Raw genomic sequence first — 24,378 nt, 5'->3', positions numbered from 1 at the left:
TACGGTTCCGCCGCGTGAACGCCTAGCGCGGACCGACGACGCTCTCCCACGGCGGGATCTGCCGCGCGAACGGATCCCGCGCCACGGTGTAGAACGGGCCGCCCATCCGCGCAAGGGCCTCGATCTTGGCCTGATCGACCCGGTAGCCGTCGTCCAGCAGGTCGGACCGGATGTGCCACTGCACGATCCGGCCGACGAACAGCGTCGAGGCCCGCGGTTCTTCGCCGAGCGTGAGCGCATGCAGGACGACGCACTCGATGTGGATCGGCGAGGCGGCGACGCGGGGTGGGCGGACCTTCACCGACGGCATCGTCTCGAGGCCCAGGACGTCCAGCTCGCTGATGTCGTGCGGGAAATCGGCCGCGCTGACGTTCACGGCGTCGACGAGCGCCGCGGTGGCGATGTTCACGACGAACTCCCCGGTGGCGAGGATGTTCGCGCGCGTGTCCTTGGGCTTGCCGGCACGGCTGCCGATCGAGACCGCGACGGCAGGGAGGTAGGAGTGACAGGCCATGAAGTAGCTGAACGGCGCCAGGTTCACCCGCCCTTCGCCGTCCACGGACGTCGTCCAGGCGATCGGGCGTGGGACGATCGTGCCGATCGTCAGCTTGTGGGTGTCCGCCGGATCGAGCGCGGTGGGGTCGATCGCGATGTGCATGTAAGTGCGGCTCCTTGCTACGCGTGCCCGGCGCTGGGGCCGCGGTCTTCGCCAGGGCCGATGACGCGCGCGCCTGCCGCGGGGGAGTTGTCCATTGACGACTCGACATAAGATTGGTTGGCGAGTTCGGCGGCGACGGCCGGTGCAACGTGACCTTCGCAGATCAGGTGCACGTTCGGTCCGGCGTCGAGCGTGAACCAGACGGCGAGCCCGTCCGCACGCCAGCGGCGCACGCGGTGGAGCAGCTCGACCGTTGCGCCGTCCCAGTAGAGAACGGCGGGGCGGCTCGTCATCGCCACGGCATGCAGCTCGAGCGCCTCGGCCTCGATCTGATCGCCCAGCGCGGCGACGTCCCGCGCCGCGATCGCCGCTTCGACGGCCGCCAGGCGTGCCGGCAGCCGGGCAATGCGCTCGGCGAACAGCGGGCTCGACGCGGCCAGCGCGTGCCCGCCGCCCGAACCGACGGCCTTGTGCGCCCGGCTGACGATCGCGACGACGTCGTGAAGGTCCCAGTGCGTGGCGGGGGCGATGGACGCGGCGTATGAACCCTCGTCGGTGGCGGCGGCGTACCACCGCACGAACCCTTCCGGCACGGACCGCGCCGCCGAGCCGCTCCCGCGCCGGGCGATCGTTGAAAGGGTGCGTTCGTCGAGTTCGAGCCCGAGCGCTGCCGCGGCCGCGACGCTGAGCGCCGCGAACGCCGAAGCGGACGACGCGATGCCGGTGCCCATCGGGAAGCTGTTCACGCTGACGACAGCGGCACGATCGGTGGTGTCTGCGAGTGCGCGCAAGCTGTCGAGGTGGTGCGTGACGCGGGTGATGGCGACGGCGTCGGCGGCGTGCTGCGGGTCGTATGCGCGGCCGTCGATTGTCAGGGTGTCGGTGTGGAGGGCCGTGTCGAACGTGACGGTTGTCGTCGTGTGCGCGGCGCTGAGGTTCATCGAGATGCTGTCGTTGAACGGCAGGCGCGTGGCGTCGTCCAGGTTGCCCCAGTACTTCACGAACGCGATGTTCGACGGGGCGCGGGCGGTGGCGGTGGCGGCGGGGTGGGACGGGGCGAAGTGGGACATGGCGGGGGATGATAGCAGCGCGCTTGGCGTGTGGGCTTGGGTGGGCGGGGGAGGGCTGAGGCGAGCGGAGGGGATGAAGTGCAGAGCCGGCGGGCGGGGGTGGTTGGGGACGTGCGTGTTTGGGTTCGTGCATTTTTGTTCGCAGGGGCCACCTTGCCCCTGCACCCCGGCCAGGGGGCGCAGCGCCCCCCTGGACCCCCCGCATCGGGGTTTCCGGTCGTTCAAGCACGCGGTCTCGCGCCCGGAAGAGGTCTGGCGGATCGAAGTGCGGCACAGAGTAGTCTGTGGACCGCCCCGCGGCGTGCGGGCCAAAAACGTCAACGAGCAAGATGACATCCCAACGATCTTGCTCGATCAATTGCCTGCTCGTTCGACGGGATTGGGGCGTCCGCTCCAATCTACGCGCCGACGACAATCCGCGGCGGCCATAGAAGCGAAACCTGGTGCGGGGGTCCAGGGGGCGCTGCGCCCCCTGGCTGGGGTGCAGGGGCCAAGCGGCCCCTGCGAACAAAATGCACGAACCCAAAACGCCCCGACCCCAACCACCCCCGCCCGCCGGCTCAGCACTTCATCCCCTCCGCTCCCCAACCCTCCCACGCCCACGCGCTCACCCGCGCCCAGCCTCGGCACCGCCCCCCGGATCCGCCTCAACCACCGTCCCCCCCGCCTCAACCGCACCCCTCAGCGCCGCTCCAACCGCACCCACCCGAAGCCCCGATACGATTCGCACCGTCACCCCCGGCCGCCGCGCCACAAGTGCCAGCGCCGCCCCGACCTTGCTGGCCATCCCGCCGGTGACGTCCGTCGCGCCAGCCCGGGCGCCGCCGAGCGACAGGGCGGCCAGGTTCGGGTCGCCGGGAGACAGCCGGTCGTAGCGGCGTGCGGCTTGGTCGGCGGCGGGGTCGCGGTCGTACACGCCGTCGACGTCCGTCGCGAAGACCAGGCGCGCCGCGCCGAGGGCCTCGGCAAGGGCGACCAGGAGCGGCTCGGTTGAGGCGATCCCGCCGCCCCGCGAGCGATCGAGCGCGGCGTCGCCGTACGTCACCGGCACCGCGCCGAACGCCAGGAGGTCGCCCACGAGGTCCGAGCGAACGGCGATGATCCGGCCGGCGTCCAGCGTCGCCAGCGCCCCGCCGGGCACGCCGATCGCGGGCAGGCCCGCTTCGATCAGCGCGTCCACGACATGGCGGTGCAGCCGGGCGGCGGACGACGCCACCACGGCAAACGCAGCCGGATCGCCCGGTCGGTCGAGGAAGCGGGTCCGCCGCGCGGCCACGTGGGCGAAGCTGCCGCTGCCGTGGGCGATGACGAGCGGTGCGCCGTCCGGATCATCGGCGCGCCATGCCGCCACCTCGGCCGCGACGCGCGTCAACACGTCGGAGCGCACCGCCTCGATGCCGTCCTTGTCCGTCAGGAGCGCACCACCGAGCTTGAGGAGAACGGGTGCACGGTCGCTCATCCGCCGTCCAGCGCCGTCGCTGCAGGATCATCCGCCTCAAGCCGCGCCTCACACGTCCACGGCGCGCCGGCACCCCGGCAAGCCGCGGCGATGCGCGTCGCCTCGTGCGGCGGACAGACGGCCACGATCACGCCGCCGCCTCCGCTGCCCGCCAGCTTCGCGCCGAACGCCCCGGCCTGTGCTGCGGCTTCGGCCAATCGGTCGAGGTCCGGCGTCGAGACGCCCAGTCGCCGGAGGCCATCGTGCGCCGTGGTCATCGCCTGGCCGAGCGCTGCGCCATCGCCTTCGGCCAGCGCAGCGGCGCCGCGGACGGTCAGATCGCCCAACTCCGACAACACGCCGTCGATGCCCGCCGGGTCGGCCGTTCGTGCGGCGCGCACTGCCTCGACCATCGCGCGCGTGCTGCTGAAGCGGCCGCTGTCGGCCACGACGAGCCCGAGCGTCCGCCCGACCGGCGCGTGCCGGAAGGCGCCGGCCTCGAACCAGATCGGCCGTCCGAACGCGATGCAGGCATTGTCGATCCCGCTCGGCCGACCGTGGACGATCCGCTCGCTCTCCAGCGCCAGCTCGGACACCGCCGCGTCGTCCAGCGCGGCCCCGGCGGCTCCGGCGACGGCGCGGACGAGCGCCACCGCCATGGCCGCGCTCGATCCCATGCCGCGCCCCGGCGGGACGGTGCTCTGCAGCGCGATTCGCCAGCTCGGCAGGTCCGCAACCTTCAGGCGGGCGAGCGTCGCCCGAACGGCCACGGCCATCGGCGCCTCGTCGCCGGCCCGCGCCACGTCGACGTCCGCCTGGCCGTCCGGCCAGCGCGAGGTGATACACAGCGCCGCGCCGTCGCCCGGCCACACCGTCGCCTCGACGCCGACGGTCGTGACCGGCGCGGCGAGCGCGGGGTGGCCGTACACGACGGCGTGCTCGCCGAGGAGGATGACCTTGGCGGGGGCGGTGGCGCGGGCGAGGGGGGGCATCGGCGGCGCGGCTACGTCTCGGCCAGTACGATCAGACGATCGGCCGCCTCGAAGGTCAAACGCTCCGACTTGACCGGGTTGACCACCACACCGTGCGCGCGCATGGGGTCGCCGGCGTGCGTGGCGCGCCGGTAGCCGATGGCCGTTTCGCCCTTCCGAAGCGCGCTCTCGATCACCGAGTGGAACGTGAGCGGGGTGCCGAGCACCACGTAGTCGCTCGCCGGCTTGAGGTAGATCTCGGCGCCATCCGGGTCGAACAGGTCCTGAAACACCGCCTCCAGCTCCGGGTTCTCGGCAATTTGCACCATCAGCAGGCTGACGAGTCGGTCGCTGACGATGAAGTCATCGGCGCGTGTGGCGACCGCAAGGTCGCGGTTGCGGACGTCGAGCATTTCGGAGACGACGGCGAGATCACGGCCGCTGCGGTCGGCGATGTCGCGCAGGTGGAGCAGGGTGATAAGCGTCTGCGCATCGGTTACGTGGTGGTCGTCGTGCCCCTCGCCCGCCAGCACGATGACGTGATCGTAGCCTGGCACGTCGAGCATCTCGAGCGTCGCTCGATCGCACGGGTTGCCTGGATCCACCGACAGCGACAGGTTGGTGTGACCGCTTGCCGCCGGCATGCCACGGCCGTCCAGTTGGGCCACGACGTGGACGGTCGAGCCTCGCGTCACGTAGTTGTCCAGCTCCGCGATCAGCTGGTCACCGCGGCGATTCCAGCCGAGGACGAGCGTGCGCTCGGCATCGACGCCGGTTGGCTTCGTTGTGGCAACCACGGTGGGATCGACCACGTCTGCGGAGGCGTCCTTGAACCCCACCTTGTCATCGTCGGCGGCGATGACGATCAGCCGATCGCCCGGCCCGACGGCGGTCGCGCCCGAGGGGTTGAGTCGAATCGCGCCGCCCGCATCGCGGATCCCGATGCCCGTTCCGCCGACGCAGTTCTGCAGCGCTTCGCCATAAGTGACCGCCCCCGCCGCGCCCGGCGGCGCGAAATAGATCTCGTCGCCGTCGAAGTCGAGCAGCTCCTGCGTCACGATCGACAGGCCGCTCTGGCGGCACGTTTGCGCCGTGATCCGGGCGATCAGGTTGTCGACGAGGACGATGTGCGCCCACGCGCCGGACGCAAGGCGGGCCGCGTCAAGGTTGGCCGCATCGCGCACGGCGGCCACGACGTTCCACGCTTTGCCGTGATCGCCCTTGATCTGTGCCAGCGCCAACAGGGCTTTGACGGTGTGGATGTCACCGTGCACGCTCTCGGCCGGCAGCACGATGATCGAGCGCGCCGTTTCCGGACTGCCGATGCGCAGGTCGTTCGGATCCAACGGATTGCCGTGACGACACACGATGCGCAGTCGGCCCGTCTGCCCGCGCTCGCGCACTTCGGACTCCATCACCACCTTGTCCTCGGCGCCGAGGATGACAACGCATGGCCGCCGAACGTTGGCGTTGGCCGTCGCAAGCTCGTTCAGGACCGCAAAAATCTTGGGCGACCAGCCGAGCACCAAGATGTGGCCGGCTTCGACGACGCGCGACCGTCCTTGTCGCAAAGCCTCGATCCGGGCATCGATCCCGGCCGACAGCACGCCGATCAACGCACTGATGATGAACACCCCGCCGAGCGTGACCAACAGCATGACGATACGGAAGCCCCAGCCTGCATCGCCGCCCATCGTGCCCGAGTCGAGTGTGCGCATCAGGCTCTGCCACGCCGCCTCGATGAACCCAAGCGGGTGATCCTCGCCTCCGGGCCGGATCCCGAGCCCCACCAGGAGGGCGGCCGCCACGAAGATCACGCCGAGGCTGATCAGACCAAGCCCTCCGACCATGGCCGGCGTTCCCCGCGCCATGAAGTTGTCGAACCGATAGCGCAGTCGCTCGGACCACGAGGTGTTCGGCATGCAGACGACCTTTGGATAGTTGGAGGGTACTCGCGCCGATGGTCCCTTCTTACCGGCGGAGTATCGCCGCGCCGCTGCCCTGCGGCAAGCGATCGACCCGAGGCGCGCCCATCGACTCTCCCCCGTCCCCGCAACCCTACGCGAAGTGCCATCGTAGTGATATCATGTTGATAGCTCGTTCTTGCACACAGGAGGTCTTCGATGATCCGCGAGATTCGCCGCACGCCCCTGGCCGGGATCCCAATGCTCGTCGCGTTGCCCTTGGCCATCATCCTGACGTGCTTGGCGATGGTCTGGGCGTTCAGCGGTGAACAGATCGTCGTTGGGCTGATCTTGACCGCCGCCCTCGTCGTCGAGTGCGTCATGCTCGGTGGGTTCTTCATGGTGGCCCCGAACGAGGCGCAGGTGCTCCAGCTCTTCGGCCGCTACGTCGGTACGGCCCGCGAGCCCGGCCTGCGATGGGCGAACCCGTTCTACGGCAAGCGCAAGGTCTCGGTCCGGGTCCGGAACTTCGAGACGCCCAAGCTCAAGGTGAACGACAACCACAGCAACCCGATCGAGATCGCCGCCGTCGTCGTCTGGCGCGTCGTCGACACCGCCGAGGCGATGTTCGAGGTCGACGACTACAAGAACTACGTCGGGGTGCAGAGCGAGTCGGCGCTGCGCAGCCTGGCCACCGGCTATCCGTACGACGCCCACGACTCCAGCCAGCAATCGCTGTCCGGCAACACGGCCGAGGTCTCCGAGAAGCTCAAGGACGAGATCCAGGAGCGGCTCGGCAAGGCCGGCGTCGAGGTGATCGAAGCCCGCATCAGCCACCTGGCGTACGCCCAGGAGATCGCGGCCGCGATGCTCCAGCGCCAGCAGGCCAGCGCGATCGTGGCCGCACGCTACAAGATCGTCGAGGGCGCGGTCGGAATGGTGGAGCACGCGCTCGAGATGCTCTCCAAAGGCAAGATCGTCGAGCTGGATGACGAGCGCAAGGCCGCCATGGTCAGCAACCTGCTCGTCGTCCTGTGCAGCGACCGCCATGCGCAGCCCGTCGTGAACACGGGCACGCTGCACAACTAACCCGCGGTCTCCCTCACCCGGCGCGCGGGGGCGCGCCTGCCCTCTCCCGCGGGGGCGGGAGAGGGCACGTCCATCCGGTGGCCGATTCCGCGCTCGTCACGACTGCCGCCGCTGAGGATGGACGCTTTCCGACGCCCCCGCGGGGGAAAGGTGGCAGCGCCGAAGGCGCTGACGGACAGGGGGTACGCCAGGAGGCGCCGTCGATGGCCGAACGAAAGACGTTTCCGCTGCGAATGGACCCGGCGCTGTTCGCCGCGCTCCAGCGCTGGGCCGACGACGAGCTGCGAAGCCTGAACGGGCAGATCGAGTATGTGCTGCGCGACGCGCTGCGAAGGAGCAGCCGGCTCGTGCCGCGGGATCCGCCGGCGGACGGCGAAGGGGTGGCGGCCGAACCGTAACGAGATCGCGGTGATCTGCGATCAAGTCACCGTGATCTGCGCTCGATTCACCGTGATGCGATGCCAAGCCCGGCCGGCCGGCGCCCGTGGCTCCCTTGCCCGGCCCCACGCCCCGCCGTATCATCCCGCCCCATGCCTGCCCTCCACTCGCACGCCCAGCCCTCGTCCCCCGAGTTCAAGGCCAACGACGCGCACAACCGCGCGCTCGCGGCCGAATTGCACGCGCGCCAGGCCCGCGTCGCCACGGACCGCAATCCACGGGTCGTGGCGCTCAGCCGCGAGCGCGGCAAGCTGCCGGTGCGGGAGCGGATCGAGGCCGTGCTGGACCCGGACACGCCGTTCCTCGAGCTCTCGCCGCTCGCCGCGTGGGGCGTGTACGACGACGAGTCGCCCGGCGCAGGCATCGTCACGGGCGTCGGGCGGGTGCACGGGCGGGAGTGCCTGATCGTCGCCAACGACCCGACCGTCAAGGGCGGGACGTACTACCCGTTGACCGTGAAGAAGCATGTCCGGGCGCAAGACGTCGCCCGCGAGAACCACCTGCCGTGCATCTACCTCGTCGACTCGGGCGGCGCGTTCCTGCCGCGCCAGGACGAGGTCTTTCCGGACCGCGAGCACTTCGGGCGGATCTTCTTCAACCAGGCCCGGATGAGCGCGATGGGCATCCCGCAGATCGCCGCCGTCCTCGGGAGCTGCACGGCGGGCGGCGCCTACGTGCCGGCGATGAGCGACGAGGCGATCATCGTCAAGGGCAACGGCACGATCTTCCTCGGCGGTCCGCCGCTCGTGAAGGCCGCCACCGGCGAAGTCGTCAGCGCCGAGGACCTCGGCGGCGCGGACGTCCACACGCGCCTGTCGGGCGTGGCGGACCACTTCGCCGAGGACGAGCCGCACGCGCTCGAACTCGTGCGCAGCGTCGTCGGCAACCTGAACCGCCGGCCGGCGCCGTACGCCGTGGAGCGGCAGTCGCCCGAGCCGCCGCTGTACGATCCGGCCGAACTGTACGGCATCGTCCCGGCCGACGTCCGGGTCAGCTACGACGTGCGCGAGGTGATCGCCCGCGTCGTGGACGGCTCGCGGTTCGACGAGTTCAAGGCGCGCTACGGCCCGACGGTCGTGTGCGGCTTCGCCCACATCTGGGGGATGCCGGTCGGGATCGTCGCCAACAACGGGCTGCTGTTCAGCGAGGCGGCCACCAAGGTGGCGCACTTCGTCCAGTTGTGCGGTCAGCGCGGCACGCCGCTCGTCTTCCTGCAGAACATCGCAGGCTTCATGGTCGGGCGGGCGTACGAGACGGGCGGCATCGCCAAGGACGGCGCCAAGATGGTCACGGCCGTCAGCACCGTGCCCGTCCCGCGGCTGACGGTGTTCATCGGCGTGTCACACGGCGCCGGCAACTACGCCATGGTCGGCCGCGGCTATGACCCGCGCTTCCTGTTCACGTGGCCGAACAGCCGGATCAGCGTCATGGGCGGCGAGCAGGCCGCCACCGTGCTCTGGACGGTGAACCAGGACGGGCGCGACCCGCTGCCGCCCGATCAGGAAGCCGCCTTCAGCAGCCGATCCTCGACAAGTACGCCGTCGAAGGCAGCCCGTATTACGCCACCGCCCGGCTCTGGGACGACGGGATCATCGATCCCGTCGACACGCACGCCGTGCTCGGGTTGGCGTTGTCCGCCACGCTGAACGCGCCGCGGCCGGACGGCGGCTACGGCGTCTTCCGGATGTGATCGCCGTGCGACGGCGCAGGGCCGCCCCGAAGACGCGGACGCTCCGGACGATCGATGCGTGGGTCGGCGCGATGATCGACGCGCCCTTCCAGCACATCCGCGTCGACCACGACGACGACGTCGCGACGGTCGTCGTCGACCGCTCCGACGTCCACAACGCCCTGTCCGACCAGACGATCTTCGAACTGACGCACGCGTTCGTGCACCTCGGGTCCGATGCTGCGGTGCGGTTCGTCGTCCTGCGCGGCGCCGGCAAGCACTTTTCAGCCGGCGCCGACCTGACCTACATGCGCGCGATCGCCCACCAGGGCCACGAGGCGAACGTCGCCGGCGCGTACGCGCTGGCCGACATGCTGGCCGCGATCCGCGATTGCCCGAAGCCCGTCGTCGCCCGGGTCCACGGCGCGTGCATGGGCGGCGGCGTCGGGCTCGTGGCGGCGTGCGACATCGCGGTGGCGGCCGAGGACGCCAAGTTCGCGCTGTCCGAAGCCAAGCTCGGCATCGTCCCGGCCGTCATCTCACCGTTCGTCCCTGCCGCGGATCGGCGTGGCAGCGGCGCGCGAGCTCTTCCTGACGGCCGAGGTCTTCGGCGCCGCGCGGGCGCAGGCGATCGGGCTCGTCGCCCGCGTCGTGCCGCCGGGCGGCCTGGACGACGGTGTGGCCGAGCGGATCGCCGCACTGCGCGCGGCAGGTCCGGAGGCGCAGGCCACCGTCAAGCGGCTGATCTGGGCGGTCTGGAACGATCCGGCCGGCGCGCGCGAGCGCACGGCGCACATCATCGCCGATCGCCGCGCCTCGGCCGAGGGGCAGGAGGGCATGGCGGCGTTCCTCGAGCGCCGGCCGCCGCGCTGGGTCGAGGGCGGCGATGCCTGACCGGCCGCTCCGCACCGTCCTGATCGCGAACCGCGGCGAGATCGCCCGGCGGATCATCCACGCCGCGCACCAACTCGGCCTGCGCGCGGCGTGCGTCGCGTCCGATGCGGACCGCGACGCGGTGTGGCACCAGGCGGCCGACGTCGTCGTGCCGCTTGCCGGTTCGACGGCCACCGAGACGTACCTGCGCGCCGATCTCATCCTGGACGCCGCACGGCGCGTCGGCGCGGATGCGATCCACCCCGGCTACGGCTTCCTGTCCGAGCGGCCGTCGTTCGCCGAGGCGTGCGAGGCCGCCGGGATCGCCTTCGTCGGCCCGACCGCCGACGCCATGCGCCGCATGGGCGGCAAGGTGCCGGCGGTCGAGCTGGCGCGGTCCGTCGGCGTGCCGACGGTGCCGGGTGTGAGCGGCGTCGGCCTCGGCGACGGCGCGCTAGCCCGCCGCGGCCGCCGAGATCGGCTTCCCGGTCCTCATCAAGGCCTCGGCCGGCGGCGGCGGGCGCGGGATGCGCCGCGTGGACGATGCCGCCGGGTTCCCGGACGCGCTCGCTGCGGCCAGGGCCGAGGCCTTGTCGGCGTTCGGCGACGACACCGTGCTCCTCGAGCGCTACTTCCCGCTCGCCCGGCACGTCGAGGTCCAAGTCCTCGGCGACGGCCGCGGCAAGGTGATCCACTTGTTCGAGCGCGACTGCTCGATCCAGCGCCGCTACCAGAAGATCATCGAGGAGGCGCCGGCCCCGGTCTGGACCCGGCCCAACGCGCCGCGATCACGGCGGCGGCCGCCAAGCTTCGCGATGGCCGTCGACTACCGTTCGGCCGGCACGGTCGAGTTCCTCGTCGACCCGACGGCCGAGCCGCCGGGCGGCTTCTACTTCCTGGAGATGAACACCCGCCTCCAGGTCGAGCACCCGGTGAGCGAACTCGTCACCGGCCTCGACCTGGCGGCCTGGCAGCTCCGGCTGGCCGGCGGCGAGCCGCTGTCCATCGACCAAGCCGACGTGACGCTGCGCGGGCACGCGATCGAGGCCCGGCTGTACGCCGAGGACCCGGCGGCCGGCTTCCTGCCGTCCATCGGCCGTCTGGCGGCCTACCGACCCCCATCCGGCCCCGGCATCCGCATCGACGACGGCGTCGCAGCCGGCAGCGAGATCACGCCGCATTACGACGCCATGATCGCCAAGGTCATCGCTTCCGGCGCCGATCGGTCCGAGGCGCTTGCGCGGCTGCAGCGCGCACTGCACGACACGCTCGTCCTCGGTGTGACGACGAACATCGACTACCCCAGGCGATCGTCGGCCACGCCGCGTTCCGCGCGGGTGACGTCCACACGCGGTTCCTCGACGAGCACCTACCCGACTGGCAAGGCGCGCCCATCACCGCCGACGACGACGCCTGGTTGGCGGCGGCGGCGTTCGAGCTGCTCGGTGCGTCCGGCGCCGCGGGCACGGGCGGCGCCGGAATGGCCGGCGGTGCGGTGACGGGCGACGGCATCGCCCCGCAGCGGCCGATCCGTGGACCCGCCTGGGCGGCTGGCGCAACGTCCGAGAGACGGGCCGATGAAGGTAACGCTCCGGATCGGCGGCCGAGCGCGTGGCCGAGGTCACGCGCCGCGACGGGCACGTCATTGTCCGGCTCGGGCCGATCGCTTCCGGCGACGGCCCGACGACCACGCCGCCGCCGGCCATTCCGGACGAAGCGGCGGCGGTCGCACTCGTGGGTCCGCCCGGAACGCGACGGCACGTGGACGCTCGTCGATGCGGCGGACGCCGGGCGCCGGATCCCGGTGGCGGGGACCGCGCATGGCACGGATCGACAGATCTGGACGGCCGGTCGGACGCTGCGCTGCGGCCGCGTCGTCGCCGGCGGCGCCGCACGCCATGCGGCGGACGCGGCGGGACTGTCGGCCGTGATCCCGTCCGTGGTCCTCGACGTCCTCGTCGCGCCGGGCGAGGTCGTTGCCGACGGGCAGAAGCTGATCCTGCTCGAGTCGATGAAGATGGTCGTGGCCATCCAGGCGCCGTTCGCCGGTGTCGTGACGGCCGTGCACTGTGCCAAGGGCGAGGCCGTCCAGCCGGGCGTGCCGCTGTTGGCCCTCGAAGAGGCCCCGGCGGCCGCCCCATGACGCCGCCGTCGGGCACCGCCCCACCGTCGAGGACCGCCCCGCCGTCGAGCATCGACCCGATCCGGGCGCTGTCGCCTGCCGAGCGCGCGGCGCTGGCGGCCACCCCGTCACCCGCTGCGCTGCCCGACCGCGTCGAGATCTTCGAGGTCGGCCCGCGGGACGGGCTGCAGAACATCGCCAACGTCGTGCCGGCGGACGTGAAGATCGACCTCATCCACCGGCTGTGCGCGCTCGGCTTCCGGCGCATCGAGGCCGTGAGCTTCGTCCACCCGCGCGCCGTGCCGCAGATGGCCGACGCCGAGACCGTGATGGCGAACATCGACACGGGCGCGGCGCAGATCGTCGGGCTCGTGCCGAACGTCCGCGGCGTCGAGCGCGCGCTCGCGTGCGGCGGCCTCGACGGGCTGAACTTCGTCCTGTCGGCGACGGAGGCGCAGAACCAGCGCAACCTGCGCCAGTCGATCGCCGAGTCCCTTGGCGCCCTCGGCGAGTCCGCCCGGCTGGCGCGCTCCGCCGGCCTGCCGATGCGTGCGACGATCTCGACGGCCTTCGGCTGCCCGTTCGAGGGCTATGTCCCGCCCGAGCGCGTCCTGGACATCGCCGCGCGCTGCGCCGAGCTTGGCGCGGACGAGATCTGCCTTGGCGACACGACCGGCATGGCCGTGCCGACGCAGGTCCACCGCTTGTTCCGTGCGCTGGCCCTCCGGGTGCCGACGCTGCCGCTGGCCGTGCACCTGCACAATACGCGCGGCTCGGGCGCAGCCAACGTGATCGCCGCTGCACGCGGGCGTCGCGATCGCCGACGCGTCGATCGGCGGCCTTGGCGGCTGCCCGTTCGCGCCGGGCGCCACGGGCAACATCTGCACCGAGGACACCGTTCACATGCTCCACGGCATCGGGATCACGACCGCGATCGACCTCGAGGGTCTGATCGTCGCGGCGCGCGAACTCGAACCGCGGCTCGGGGTGCGGTTGCCGGGGCAGGTGATGCGGGCGGGATCGTCGTTGGGTGCGCTGCGGGCGCCGGTCGACGGCTGAACGTGCCAAAGGAAGGAGCACGGCTTTCGCCGTGCCCCTGATCGTCTGGGATCCGTGTTGTCGGCCGTGTCCCTACGGTGCGGTCACCGCAGACAGGGCGCCACCGCCATCGGCCAAGCGGTGTACCGCCCGACGAGGCGCCGATTGCCGCTGCCCGCCAGGAACGTGTAGTTCCCGTGTGCCGCGTCGGATGCGTCGAAGAAGCCGCGGATCATGATCTCGTTCACGCGGAGGGTGTCGCAGTTCGCCGGCAGGCACGGCGGGCGGTTGCACCGGATCGGGTTGCGGCCGTGCGGCGGGTCCGTCGGGCGGCGGTCGCCGCGGTTGTCGCAGCGAACCTCTTCGCGGTCGCGCCGGAAGATCCACATCCCGTCGGCAACGCCGGTGGACGAGTTCGAGATGCCTCGTTGCCGGAGATGCCGCTGCCGGTGCCGTGGTTGACGGTGATCCCGCCGATGTAGCGACCATCCGCCGAGACATCGAAGCGGATCGAGCCGCCACTGTCCGTGATGCCGCACCACGCGCCGGCGATCGGCACGGGCGCCGGCTGGCGAGCGGCCGAGGCGTTCTGCACCGCGAGGCCGAGGGCGGCGCACAGGGCGACGCCAGCAGCGAACCGGAACATCGTCCGACGTGACGGTGCGGTGCGAGGATTGATGTAGATGGTCATCGTGCACTCCTGATCTACGCGGCGTCGACGAGCAGCCAGCCAGCATCACCGAATGAAACGTCTGTCGACCTGCTCCCGGTTCAAGATTAGCACCGCCGCCGCCCGGCGTCGACCCGGGCGGCGATCGCTCCAATGTCGGGCAATGATGGAAGCGCGGTGTGGGCCGGTGGCGAGCGGCGGCGGTTGAGGGTGTAGACCCGCGAGGTGACCAAAACGTTCCACGCTGCGATCCGATGCGCGCGGGCGTATCCTGTCGTCGCCGTGCGCCGATATAATACGTACGCCCCGATGCGCGATGGATCGCGTGCCCAAGGAGTCGAACATGGACCTCTCGCTCGGATTCCGCCGGGCCGCTACCGTCGCCGTCGTGCTGTGCGGCACGCTCATCGTCGGCGGCACGCAGCCGGCAGTCCGTGCGGCGTCACCGCCGCGCGACCAGAAGATGCCGACCCTGGCCTACATGACGGACGCGGCGGCCGAACTCGACGACTACTTTGCGGTCTGGATCGAAGACCGCGGCAGCGGCGGCGAGCTGTACGGCAAGCGGTTGTTCGGCAACGGTCTGCCGAACGGCGGGCCGGATCGCCAAGGCATCGCCGTCGTGCGTGAGGTGCAGGGCCCGGGCCGCAGCAGCGAGCCGCACGGCGAACGCGTCGACCCCGATCTGGTCTGGAACGGCCCGCAGCTCGAATTGTTGCTCGTCTGGTCGGAGTTCACCGGCGACGAGAACGGCTGGGACATCTTCGGGGTCCGCGTGAGCCCGGCCGGATACTCGGTCGGTTCGCCCAAAGTGCTCGTCAGCGGGCCCGGCGACCAGCAGCATCCGGATGTCGCGATACAGGCGTCGGAGCACGACACCGTCGGCTACATCCTGGTGTACGACGACAACCAGCGGGATCTCGACCGCATCATGGCCCGCAAGATCCGGTTCAACGCGATCCCGAACGGCAAGCCGTTCCAGGTGTTTGCCGGCGAGACATGGAACGCCACCGACCCGACGACGAACGGCGCCGCGGTCGCCTGGGTGGACGACCGCGGCGAGACGACCGAGATCTACACGATCCGGCTGCGCAACGGGTTGCCGAACGGTACGGACGAGCGACTGGCCGGCACCGAGGACGACGATTTCAACCCGAACTACGGCTCGGGCGGCCTGGTCTGGAACGTCTACGACCCGGCCACGCCCAACGACATCCTCGGCCTGCAGGTGTACGACAACAACCGCACGCGCGGCCCGTCGTTCGGCATCCGCGTCCCGCCGGCCAACCAGTCGTGGCCGATCTTGGTGAACGGCCTGCTGCTCTACAGCGATGACCGCTCGGGCAACTTGGACCTGTATGCCATCCGCACGGCCAACGTGCGGTACCAGCGCGGCAACGAGATCCCGATCGTCAAGGAGTGACGGACCGCGCAGGCTGGCGGGCGTCGGAGAGCGGTTGGTAGGTTTTGGCAGGCGGACGCAGCGACAATTGCGTGCGACCCGCTGTGTCGGCCACCCGAGTGGACCGGCGGAGGGTGCACGAAGGGAAACCGCACGATGACGCTGCATTTGGCTCGACCGACCGCCCAACTCCGACCGATGACGGCCACGACATCGTCGACGCTCGCCAAATCCTTCACGCCGTCCACGCCGTCCGCGGCGACGCCCGCCAGCCTCGAGCGGGCCATCGAGGACGGTTCCAGCCGCCTGCCCGGCTTCCATCGGCTTTCGGCGCGGGCACGGCAAGCGGTCTTGGTGCGCTGGGCCGGGCTCGACGAGGCCGAGACGGCGTTGCTTGGGGCACGGGCGCGCTCACGCTGGAGCGGGCCGATGCGATGATCGAGAACGCCGCCGGCGTGTTCGGCCTGCCGCTCGGGATCGCGACGAACTTCCGCATCGATGGGCGCGACGTGCTCGTGCCGATGGCCGTCGAGGAGCCGTCCGTGGTGGCGGCCGCCAGCTTCGGGCGCTCCTTGCCCGCGCCGGCGGTGGCTTCACGACATCCGCCGACGCACCGGTGATGATCGGCCAGGTTCAGCTGCTTGACCTCCCCGGACGACGACCTCGATCGAGCCGCGGCGCGAATCCTGGCTGCCCGCGACGGGATCCTCGAGGTCGCACACCGTCAGAGCGAGACGCTGCCGCGGCTCGGCGGCGGCGCGAAGGACCTCGTCGTCCGGCGTTCCCCGACACGCCGGTGGGGCCGATGCTGGTCGTCCACCTGCTCTATGACACCCGCGACGCGATGGGCGCCAACGCCGTCAACACCGCGTGCGAGGCCGTCGCCCCGCTGCTGGCCGAGGTCACCGGCGGGCGGGTGCTGCTGCGCATCCTCTCCAACCTGGCCACCGAACGCCGCGCCACCGCCCGCTGCCGTATCCCGGCGGCGGCGCTGGCGCGCGACGGCCGCGACGGGCACGAAGTGGCGAAGCGGATCGTCGAGGCGAACGCGTTGGCGGTCGTCGACCCATGGCGTGCGGCAACCCACAACAAGGGGATTCCCTGAACGGCATCGACCCGGTCGTCATCGCCACGGGCAACGACTGGCGAGGCGTCGAAGCGGGCGCGCATGCCTTTGCCGCGCGCGACGGCCGCTACGGCAGCCTGACGACCTGGCACGTCGACGCGAGCGGCGATCTGGAGGGTTCGTTGGAGCTGCCCATGGCCGTTGGCATCGTGGGCGGCGGCACGCGGGCGCATCCGCAGGCGGCACTGGGCCTGAAGATCATCGGCGCCGAATCCGCACAGGAATTGGCGCGGGTCATCGTCGCCGTGGGCCTGGCCCAGAACCTGTCGGCGCTGCGAGCGCTCGTGTGCGAGGGCATCCAGGATGGCCATATGGCGCTGCACGCACGTCAGCTCGCCTTGTCCGCCGGCGCCGAAGCGCACGAGGCCGAGGCTGTCGCGACGGCGCTCGTGGCGGAGGGAGTGATCCGCGCCGGGCGTGCGGCCGAGGTGCTCGACGAGCTGCGAGCCACCCGCAGGCCCGCACCGTCTCGATAACGCACGGTTGGGGGCACGGCACGCTGTATAGCCTCGGGACAAGGGTGACAGGTTGACCTCAGGACATCGGTGACACCACGCTGGCGGGCCAAGATCCGAGAGGAGGCTTGGCATGCCGTGGAAGGAAACCGATGTGCGCACAGAACGACTGGAGTTCGTGGTTCGTGCACGGCAGCCAGGCGCTGAGGTGGCAGCGATCTGCCGAGCGTTCGGAATCAGCCGCAAGACAGGTTACAAGTGGCTGAGGCGGGCACGAGAGGAGGGGCTGGTCGATCTGGCGGAGCATTCGAGACGGCCATCAGAGTCCAGGACGAACGCCGGAGGCGCACGAAGCGGCGGTGGTACGTCTGCGGCGACGATACGGCTGGGGCAGCAAGAAATTGCAGCTGCTGCTGGCTCGGGAGGGCATTCAACTAGGCCACGCCACGATCGAGCGGATCCTCAAACGGCAGGGACTCATTGAGGGAAAGAGCCGCCAGCTCCCGGCTACGCAGCGCTTCGAGCGCCCGCAACCCAACGACTTGTGGCAGCTGGACTTCAAGGGAGAGTATCGGGTGCAGGCAGGCCGTTGGTGCTATCCGTTGAGCCTGATCGATGATCACAGCCGATACCCTTGTGGCGTTAGAGCCGTTGGCTAGCACCCGTCTCTCCGGAGTGGAGGCCGTGTTGGTGTCCAGCTTCCAGCACTATGGGCCTGCCGGAGGCGATGCTCATGGATCACGGTGCGCCGTGGTGGAGTACGGCCAACGGCCACGGCCTTACTCGGCTGTCCGTGGGATTGCTCGAACAGGACATCCGACTCCATCTACAGCGCGCGCGGTCATCCACAGACGCAGGGCAAGGTGGAACGGTTCCATCGCACGCTGGACGAAGCTCTCGCGCATCGTGGCTACCCAACCACGATGGAGGGCTTTCAGGTTGCCCTGCCGGCGATTCGCCAGGACTACAACCATGACCGGCCGATATCGAAAGTCTGGCCATGCACGTGCCGGCGGCGCGGTATCATCCCAGCCCTCGACCCTACTGCCCAGACGTCCAGCCTTGGGTGTATCCAAGCGGTGGCGATCTCTTTGAACTCAACTCAGCCGGCAACCTGCGCTACCAAGGCCGCCAGTACTTCGTGTGCGAGGCCCTCGTCGGCAAGACCGTCTGGTCTCGCCGCGTCGAGGACAAACTCCTGGTCGCCTATCGCTCCATGTACATCCGTGAGATCGACTTGCTCGCCCATCGTACCCGCGCATTGATCGAGCATCTCCCAGCATGAACCCATCCCTCCGGCCTGCGAGCCGCTCAATCCCAACCGCTGTGTTACCCATGTCCTGAGGTCGATCTGTTACCTTTGTCCCCAGGGTCAAACAGGCACGCCGTGCCCCTACCGACGGGTGCGCGTTGCCGGCCGCCGTCCGATCACCGCCCGCCCAACCACAATTCCAACCGCTCCAGCGTCCGCACAGGTACGAATCCGGCCGCCTCCAGCGCTGCACGAAGCGGTCCGTCCTGTCCCGTGGCGTCGGTCTCGACGGCCGCCGGCGGCACGCCGATGAGCCGATCGAGACAGGCGCGGACGATCTGCGGTTCGACGCGACCGCGCCAGGAAGGGTCGACGACGATGTCGAGCCGGTGAGCGTTGCCGTACTCGTACGCATCGACGACGGCAAGCGCACGGTGCTCGCCGTCCGTGCTCACGGCCAGTCGGTGGCGCGTGCGGCTGTGAAGCCAGTCGTCGAGCCGGCCCTTCAACTGCGCCCGCGCCGCGCCGTCCCGCGGACGAGCGACGGCGGTCCGGCCCGGCCGATCTCGCCGGCGCGCGCGAGCAGGCGTCGTGCGCGCGTCGCCCGGTGAGCGCCATGGCCGGACGGTGACGATCAGGGCCACTTCGTCGGCACCGGCGCCGGTGCGAGTTCGGCCGTCCTCGGAGGAAGGTGCGAGGGCGGCGGACGACGGCAGACGGTAGAGCGTCGACGACCCGATGGGCCCGGAAGCCGAGGCCGGTGTACAACGTCTTGGCGGCGTCGTTCGTGTCGCGCACCTGGAGCTGGATGCGTCGGCACCCCGAGCGCGCGCGCTACGTCGAGCGCGCTGTCCATCAGTCGGCCCGCGATGCCCTGGCGGCGGTAGCTTGGATGCGTCACGACGTTGGCGATGACCCAGGTGTCCGGTCCGGCCCTCAGCAGGCTGGCGTTGGCGATCAGGCGCCCTGCGTCGTACCACACGAAGCCGCCAAGGCCGTCGACCGCGCCCGGATGATGTGGAGGAGCACGTTCATCAGCGGGCCGGCGGCGGAGAGCGCCGCGAGATCCTTCAGCCAGCGCCGGTCGCGGGCCTCGAGGTCGTCGCCGAAGCCGAGCTCGAGCAGCTCGATGACGGCCGCCAAGTCGCGCCGCACGTCGAACCGAAGCAGTCCGTCGGGCGCGCGCTGCATATGGTCCGCGGCGCCAACGCTGGTCATGGCCGGGGCACGCCCGACCGTTCAGCAGCCACCGGCAGCGCGCCCGACGGTCCGACGACGTAGCGATAGCTGCGCCCGCCCGCCATCAGCCAGACGTCCAGCGTGCCCGGCGATCCCGCCGTCGTCGTCCGCGCGCGTGACCGCCACCGCCGAGCGCGGCACGCCGAGGCGAACGGCGAGGTGGGCCATGGCGTGTTTGACGGCCGACTGCCAGGCGGCGGGCACGGGCAGCTTCACGCGCGCGCTCACGCTTCCCCTCCAGGTTCGGGCGCTTCGGCCCCGGACACATCGTCGTCGTCCGGCTCATCCGCCTCCCACGAGATGATCCAGGCGCACAGCCCGGCCACGAGGACCGTCGCGAACGCCAGCCAGAACCACTGGCGGCCGGCGAGCGTGTCCACATCGCGGGCCGAGTAGCCGACGATCGCGACCATCCCGATCGAGAGCACGGCCCAGGTGACCAGGTTCGGATGTCGGTTGATCCACGCCATTCGGTGCCCCCGCTCCGTGATTGATCCCGCCACAACCTCAACGCCGCCATCGCGACCGAAGTCACGAGTGGGCTGGCGGTCGCTTCCCGACCTGCGCCCGGCGCAGCTCAAGTCGCTGCCAAGCCGCTTCGAGCTGCGCCGCCGTCGCCTCGGGCGTGCCCGTATTGTCGATAACTTCCGTCGCCATCGCAAGGCGCGGCGCGAGCGGGGTGGCCGCCGCCATCCGGCGCGCCGTTTCGGCCTCGTCCCAGCCGCGCACGCGGACGCGCTCGGCCCGCCGATGGGACGCCGCGAGGACGAGCCACACGGCATCGCACTGCGCCGCCAGCCCCCCCTCGACAAGCTTGACGGCCTCGACGACGGCCACTTCGGCGCCGCATGACGCCAGCCACGTTCGCGTGCGTGTGCGGACGAGGGGGTGGAGGATCGTCTCGAGGTCGGCCAATGCCGCCGCATCGCCGAACACGACGCGCGCCAATGCCGCGCGGTCGATCCCGCCATCCGGCGCGATGACCGTACCGCCGAAGCGCTCCATGACCGCCCGGCGCGCCTCGCCGCCGTCGCCGAGCAGCGTGTGGACCACGGCATCCGCGTCGAGCGCGGCGACGCCCTTGGCCTCGAGCCAGCGGCGGACGGTGGACTTGCCGGCGCCGACGTCGCCGGTGAGGCCGATGAGGTAGGGGGGCTGGGACATCGGCGGGGATGATAGCCGAGGTGATGCGCACCCGTGTGGTTAATCTGATGTTAAGACCCGCCCGCAACGTTGTCCGCTACGCTCTGCACCGGACCGTCCACCGCAATGTCGCGGATGCGCCGGCAGGGGCGGTCCGTGCAGTGAGGGACGCCCCATGAAACGCTCTTCGACTTCCCGATCCTCGATGTCGCTCGCGCAGTGCCGCTGGGCCGTCGCCGGCGCGCTCTGCCTCGGCGCCGTCGCCGTCGGTTCCGCCGGCGCGTTGCGGGGGCGAGCGCCCGTTGCGGGGGCGCAGAGCGCGTGCTATGGCGACTTCAGCGAGCTGAAGGGCTGGTGGCCGCTCGACGAGGACGCGCCGTCCGACACGGCGGCGGATGTCATGCGCGGCAACACGGCGCGGCTTGTCGGCCTGCCGGGCGTGGCGCCGGGCAACCGCGGGTTGGGCAGGGCTTTCGGCAAGAACGCGCAGTGGGGCGAGGTGAACGCGCCGGCGGCGGCGCTGGACATCGGTGTTTCGGATTGGACGATCGATGCCTTCATCCGACTGCCGCTCGGGACATCGCGGGTGGCCATCGCGCGGACGGGCAAGATCGCGCTGGCCGAGAAGCGCAGCGGCGCCGGGGGAGCGGGCTATGCGTTCTACTTCGATAGCGGCTACCTAGGCCTACAGATCGTCGACGCCGCCGGCCGATCGGCCGTCTTCACGAACCGCAACGGCTCCGGCGTCGGCACGAACGGCCGCCTGTTGCCGGCCGATGCCGCATGGCACTTCGTGGCCGCAACGGTGCGCCGCAGCGGCCCGAATGCCGGCGTGCAGTTCATCCTCGACGGCGTCCCGGCGAACGCCGGCGACGCGTACGGCGGGCGCGCACCCGCAGTGCCCGCGGGGTCGCTGGCCAACGACAGCCCGTTCCGCTTCGGCCGGCGGATGGCCGGCTCGGGCAGCGGCGGCAGCTCGGTGATCTTCGACGACGTCGAAGTGTTCACCCGTGCCCTCGGCTCCACCGAACTCGAAGCGATCCGACTCCTCGGCAAGTGCGCGCCGGCCGCCGTTACGATGACCCCATCCGCGACCGCGCCGCCCTCGCCGACGTTCACGCCGACGTACACGCCGACATCCACCGCGACGCACACGCCGACGTTCACGCCGACGCTGACCGCAACAGCGTTGCCGACCGTGACGGTCACGCTCACCGCCACCGCCACCGCCACCACGACGATGACGGCGACGGCGACGGCGACGGTGACTGACTGCGACGGCGACGGCGACCGCGACAGCTACCGTGACGAGCACGGCCGTCGCAACGATGACCGCCACGACCGCGCCGTCGGCCTCGCCGACCGCCACGCCCGCCTGCACGGAACCGCCGCCGTTCGCCGCCGCGTGGTGGCCGTTCGACGAAGGGAGCGGGTCGACGGCCAAGGATGTCACGGGCAATGGGCACGACGGGACGCTGCTCGGCGCGGCGGCGTGGCGGCCGGCCGGGGCGGTGGCCGGCGCGTTGACGTTCGACGGCTTGACGGCGCTCGTCGAGGTGCCGGACGCGGTCGGGCTGGATGTGCCGGCCGCGAGCGCTCCGGCGCCGCAGGGCGACTTCTCGATCGAGCTCTGGCTGCGGCGGCGGGAGCGCGGGGGCGCGCTGCAGGCCGTGTTCGACAAGCTGACGCGCGATCAGGGCTACAGCCTGATGCTCGTCGACGGGCGGCCGATCCTCTATCTGTCGTCGTCCGGGCAGACCGTGCCGACGCCGTTCGGCGCCACGCTCGCCCTCGACGGCGTCTGGCGGCACGTCGCCGTCGTGCTCGACCGGCACCAGACGGCCGTCAGCGCGCGGCTGTTCGTCGACGGCATCCGGGTATCGTCCGGCTCGGCGATCATCGCCGGCTCGCTGGCGAACAGCGTGCCGGTGCGGATCGGCAGCTCGAACCTGAGCCCATACCTGCCGTTCTCGGGCGACATCGACGAGGTGACGCTGTACCAGCGGGTGTTGGGGGACGATGAGGTGGCGGGGATTGCGGGGGCTGGGGTGGGCGGGAAGTGCAAGCCGACGGAGTAGGGGCACGCCTGTCGTGAACCGGCTTGGGCTGGTGTGTTGCGCGGGTTCGACGATTCCGGGTCTTGTGGCGTGACCGGGGGCGCGTTCGTCCGTTAAGGAACGATGCCCACCACCGCCTCCGCCACCCCTTGCCGCATCGTCTCGACGATGGACGTGCCGCTGGCCTCGATCGGGGCGAGGAAGGGCTTGGGGTAGAGGCCGATCCAGAAGATGAGGATGACGAGCGGCGCCAGGATGGCCATCTCGCGCCCCGTGAGGTCGGGCATCGAACGCGACAGCTCGCTGGCGGGACCGAAGAAGACGCGTTGGACGAGCCGGAGCATGTAGGCCGCGCCGAAGACGACGCCGAACGCGGCCAGCACGCCCCACAGCGGGCGGGTCTGGAAGGCGCCGAGCAGGCTCAGCCACTCGCCGACGAAGCCGTTCGTGCCCGGCAGGCCGATCGAGCTGAACGTGACGACGAGGAAGACGGCGCTGAAGCGCGGCATGGCGGACCACAGGCCGCCGAACGCGGCGATGTCGCGGGTGTGGGCGCGGTCGTACAGCATGCCGACGAGCAGGAAGAGCGCGCCGGTCGAGAGGCCGTGGTTGATCATCTGCAGGGCGCCGCCGGCCATGCCGACGGGCTGGATCGCCAGGATGCCCACCATCACGAGGCCCATGTGGCTGACGGACGAGTACGCCACGAGGCTCTTCATGTCCGTCTGGGCGAAGGCGACCCAGGCGCCGTACCAGATGCCCACCAAGGCGAGCGCGACGAGCCACGGCGCGACGGTCATCGCGGCATCCGGGAACAGCGGCATCGCCCAGCGGATGAAGCCGAACGTGCCCATCTTGAGCAGCACGCCCGCGAGGAGGACCGAGCCCGCCGTTGGTGCCTGGACGTGGGCGTCAGGGAGCCAGGTGTGGAACGGGAACATCGGCACCTTGACGGCGAAGGCGAGGGCGAAGGCGAGGAAGATCGCGATTCGGATCGCAAGCGCGGCGTGCGGGAGGTCGAGGCCGAGGAGGGCGATGATCGACGCCCCGGCGCCGGACGTCGGCACGGGAATGCCCGGCGCAGCGCCGACGCCGGGCAGTGGCGCGAGGGCGTGCATGAGATCGAAGTAGTGGAACGAGGCGGCGTTCGACAGTTCCTTGGCGGCGACGATGGCCACGAGCATGAGCGCCGAGCCGGCGACGGTGTAGACGACGAACTTGTAGGCCGCGTACAGCCGCTCTTTGCCGCCCCAGATGCCGATGAGGAGCATCATGGGAATGAGGGCCGCTTCCCAGAAGACGTAGAACAGGAAGAGGTCCATGGCAACGAAGACACCGATGACGCCGGTCTCCATGACGAGCAGCAGCGCGACGTACTCACGCACCCGTGTTCGAACGCTGCCGAGGCTGAACGCGAGCGCGAGCGTCGTGAGCAGGGCGGTCAGGAAGACGAGGACGACGGCGATCCCATCGACGGCCACCTGGTACGTCACGCCGCCCGGCAGCCACGGCAGCGGTCCGCGCGCCGGATCGGCGAACTGGAAGTTCGCGAGCGTCGTCGTGAACGGCCAGTCGACCTCGTAGCTCAACCAGAGGATGCCGGCCAGCACGGTGGTCGTCGCGGCGACGAACGTGCCCCAGGCGACGTACAGCGAGTCGTGGCGGCGCGGCAGCAGCAGGAGGCCGAGCGCGCCGACGAGCGGCAGGAACAGCGTCAGGCTGAGGACGGGGAAGCCGAGCGCGTTGGACGTGTTGAACAGCATG

23 protein-coding genes and 4 pseudogenes are annotated in these 24,378 nt (G+C 70.7%); 12 read left to right on the top strand and 15 right to left on the bottom strand.

Annotated elements, in window-relative coordinates; all coding sequences use genetic code 11:
• Positions 1–22: 22 nt before the first annotated feature.
• The 5 genes from IPG72_09665 to IPG72_09645 form a co-directional block, all read right to left on the bottom strand.
• Positions 23–658, bottom strand: a complete 636-nt coding sequence (locus IPG72_09665; protein MBK6769250.1) for a flavin reductase family protein — start codon at positions 656–658, stop codon at positions 23–25.
• A gap of 17 nt (positions 659–675) precedes the next feature.
• Positions 676–1,728 (bottom strand): diphosphomevalonate decarboxylase, encoded by a 1,053-nt coding sequence (gene mvaD / locus IPG72_09660; protein MBK6769249.1) that lies wholly within the window; start codon positions 1,726–1,728, stop codon positions 676–678.
• A gap of 607 nt (positions 1,729–2,335) precedes the next feature.
• Positions 2,336–3,187, bottom strand: coding sequence for a hypothetical protein (locus IPG72_09655; protein ID MBK6769248.1), 852 nt, complete (start codon positions 3,185–3,187; stop codon positions 2,336–2,338).
• Complete coding sequence (gene mvk, locus IPG72_09650) at positions 3,184–4,158, bottom strand: mevalonate kinase (GenBank protein ID MBK6769247.1); 975 nt, start codon at positions 4,156–4,158, stop codon at positions 3,184–3,186. Before mvk ends, IPG72_09655 begins: the two co-directional genes overlap by 4 nt.
• Before the next feature lie 11 nt (positions 4,159–4,169).
• Complete coding sequence (locus IPG72_09645; protein MBK6769246.1) at positions 4,170–6,059, bottom strand: potassium transporter TrkA; 1,890 nt, start codon at positions 6,057–6,059, stop codon at positions 4,170–4,172.
• Between the two features lie 201 nt (positions 6,060–6,260).
• Here IPG72_09645 and IPG72_09640 point away from each other — a divergent pair, with 201 nt between their 5' ends.
• From IPG72_09640 to IPG72_09610, 7 genes and pseudogenes are all read left to right on the top strand, one after another.
• Positions 6,261–7,130, top strand: a complete 870-nt coding sequence (locus IPG72_09640) for an SPFH domain-containing protein (GenBank protein MBK6769245.1) — start codon at positions 6,261–6,263, stop codon at positions 7,128–7,130.
• 203 nt (positions 7,131–7,333) lie between these two features.
• Entirely contained in the window at positions 7,334–7,528 is a 195-nt protein-coding gene (locus IPG72_09635) for an Arc family DNA binding domain-containing protein (protein ID MBK6769244.1), read from the top strand.
• Positions 7,529–7,660: 132 nt separating this feature from the next.
• On the top strand, positions 7,661–9,214 hold the full coding sequence (locus tag IPG72_09630; protein ID MBK6769243.1) for a methylcrotonoyl-CoA carboxylase: 1,554 nt from the start codon (positions 7,661–7,663) through the stop codon (positions 9,212–9,214).
• A 115-nt stretch (positions 9,215–9,329) separates the two neighbouring features.
• Positions 9,330–10,131 (top strand): annotated as a pseudogene (locus tag IPG72_09625) (enoyl-CoA hydratase/isomerase family protein).
• Positions 10,124–11,482: pseudogene (locus IPG72_09620) on the top strand (hypothetical protein). The pseudogenes IPG72_09625 and IPG72_09620 overlap by 8 nt, the downstream one beginning before the upstream one ends.
• Before the next feature lie 108 nt (positions 11,483–11,590).
• Positions 11,591–12,253 (top strand): hypothetical protein, encoded by a 663-nt coding sequence (locus IPG72_09615; GenBank protein ID MBK6769242.1) that lies wholly within the window; start codon positions 11,591–11,593, stop codon positions 12,251–12,253.
• Positions 12,250–13,291, top strand: a pseudogene (locus tag IPG72_09610) (hydroxymethylglutaryl-CoA lyase). Before IPG72_09615 ends, IPG72_09610 begins: the two are co-directional and overlap by 4 nt.
• An 83-nt stretch (positions 13,292–13,374) precedes the next feature.
• On the opposite strand, the gene IPG72_09605 reads toward IPG72_09610, so the two are convergent.
• Positions 13,375–13,659: a hypothetical protein gene (locus IPG72_09605; protein MBK6769241.1), complete on the bottom strand. Its 285-nt coding sequence runs from the start codon at positions 13,657–13,659 to the stop codon at positions 13,375–13,377.
• A gap of 624 nt (positions 13,660–14,283) precedes the next feature.
• Here IPG72_09605 and IPG72_09600 point away from each other — a divergent pair.
• From IPG72_09600 to IPG72_09585, 4 genes and pseudogenes are all read left to right on the top strand, one after another.
• Positions 14,284–15,363: a hypothetical protein gene (locus tag IPG72_09600; protein ID MBK6769240.1), complete on the top strand. Its 1,080-nt coding sequence runs from the start codon at positions 14,284–14,286 to the stop codon at positions 15,361–15,363.
• Positions 15,364–15,540: 177 nt separating this feature from the next.
• Positions 15,541–16,944 (top strand): annotated as a pseudogene (locus IPG72_09595) (hydroxymethylglutaryl-CoA reductase, degradative).
• Positions 16,945–17,056: 112 nt separating this feature from the next.
• Positions 17,057–17,407, top strand: a complete 351-nt coding sequence (locus IPG72_09590; GenBank protein ID MBK6769239.1) for a helix-turn-helix domain-containing protein — start codon at positions 17,057–17,059, stop codon at positions 17,405–17,407.
• Positions 17,408–17,786: 379 nt separating this feature from the next.
• Positions 17,787–18,188, top strand: coding sequence for a hypothetical protein (locus IPG72_09585; GenBank protein ID MBK6769238.1), 402 nt, complete (start codon positions 17,787–17,789; stop codon positions 18,186–18,188).
• A gap of 163 nt (positions 18,189–18,351) precedes the next feature.
• On the opposite strand, the gene IPG72_09580 is transcribed toward IPG72_09585, so the two are convergent.
• The 8 genes from IPG72_09580 to IPG72_09545 all read right to left on the bottom strand — a co-directional run bounded on the left by IPG72_09580 (position 18,352) and on the right by IPG72_09545 (position 21,772).
• Positions 18,352–18,819 carry a hypothetical protein gene (locus IPG72_09580; GenBank protein ID MBK6769237.1) on the bottom strand — a complete coding sequence of 156 codons (468 nt, stop codon included), beginning with the start codon at positions 18,817–18,819 and terminating at the stop codon, positions 18,352–18,354.
• The gene (locus IPG72_09575; protein ID MBK6769236.1) at positions 18,810–19,157 is read right to left on the bottom strand and encodes a GNAT family N-acetyltransferase; all 348 of its coding nucleotides are present in this window, start codon (positions 19,155–19,157) and stop codon (positions 18,810–18,812) included. The genes IPG72_09580 and IPG72_09575 overlap by 10 nt, the downstream gene beginning before the upstream one ends.
• Entirely contained in the window at positions 19,133–19,393 is a 261-nt protein-coding gene (locus IPG72_09570) for a hypothetical protein (protein ID MBK6769235.1), read from the bottom strand. The genes IPG72_09575 and IPG72_09570 overlap by 25 nt, the downstream gene beginning before the upstream one ends.
• A gap of 21 nt (positions 19,394–19,414) precedes the next feature.
• Positions 19,415–19,642 (bottom strand): hypothetical protein, encoded by a 228-nt coding sequence (locus IPG72_09565; GenBank protein ID MBK6769234.1) that lies wholly within the window; start codon positions 19,640–19,642, stop codon positions 19,415–19,417.
• Positions 19,639–19,884 carry a hypothetical protein gene (locus IPG72_09560; protein MBK6769233.1) on the bottom strand — a complete coding sequence of 82 codons (246 nt, stop codon included), beginning with the start codon at positions 19,882–19,884 and terminating at the stop codon, positions 19,639–19,641. Before IPG72_09560 ends, IPG72_09565 begins: the two co-directional genes overlap by 4 nt.
• Positions 19,885–19,945: 61 nt before the next feature.
• Positions 19,946–20,578, bottom strand: a complete 633-nt coding sequence (locus IPG72_09555) for a dephospho-CoA kinase (GenBank protein ID MBK6769232.1) — start codon at positions 20,576–20,578, stop codon at positions 19,946–19,948.
• 303 nt (positions 20,579–20,881) lie between these two features.
• Positions 20,882–21,118 (bottom strand): hypothetical protein, encoded by a 237-nt coding sequence (locus IPG72_09550; protein MBK6769231.1) that lies wholly within the window; start codon positions 21,116–21,118, stop codon positions 20,882–20,884.
• 114 nt (positions 21,119–21,232) lie between these two features.
• Positions 21,233–21,772, bottom strand: a complete 540-nt coding sequence (locus tag IPG72_09545; protein MBK6769230.1) for a hypothetical protein — start codon at positions 21,770–21,772, stop codon at positions 21,233–21,235.
• Between the two features lie 113 nt (positions 21,773–21,885).
• Between IPG72_09545 and IPG72_09540 the strand changes: the two genes are divergently transcribed.
• On the top strand, positions 21,886–22,635 hold the full coding sequence (locus tag IPG72_09540; GenBank protein ID MBK6769229.1) for a LamG domain-containing protein: 750 nt from the start codon (positions 21,886–21,888) through the stop codon (positions 22,633–22,635).
• A gap of 92 nt (positions 22,636–22,727) precedes the next feature.
• Here the strand turns inward: IPG72_09540 and IPG72_09535 are convergent, their stop codons facing one another.
• Positions 22,728–24,377: an NADH-quinone oxidoreductase subunit M gene (locus IPG72_09535; protein ID MBK6769228.1), complete on the bottom strand. Its 1,650-nt coding sequence runs from the start codon at positions 24,375–24,377 to the stop codon at positions 22,728–22,730.
• Position 24,378 lies beyond the last annotated feature (1 nt).

The organism is Candidatus Avedoeria danica, assembly GCA_016703025.1.
GTDB classification, from domain to species: domain Bacteria; phylum Chloroflexota; class Anaerolineae; order Epilineales; family Epilineaceae; genus Avedoeria; species Avedoeria danica.
This window is presented reverse-complemented; position numbering and strand designations above follow the sequence as displayed.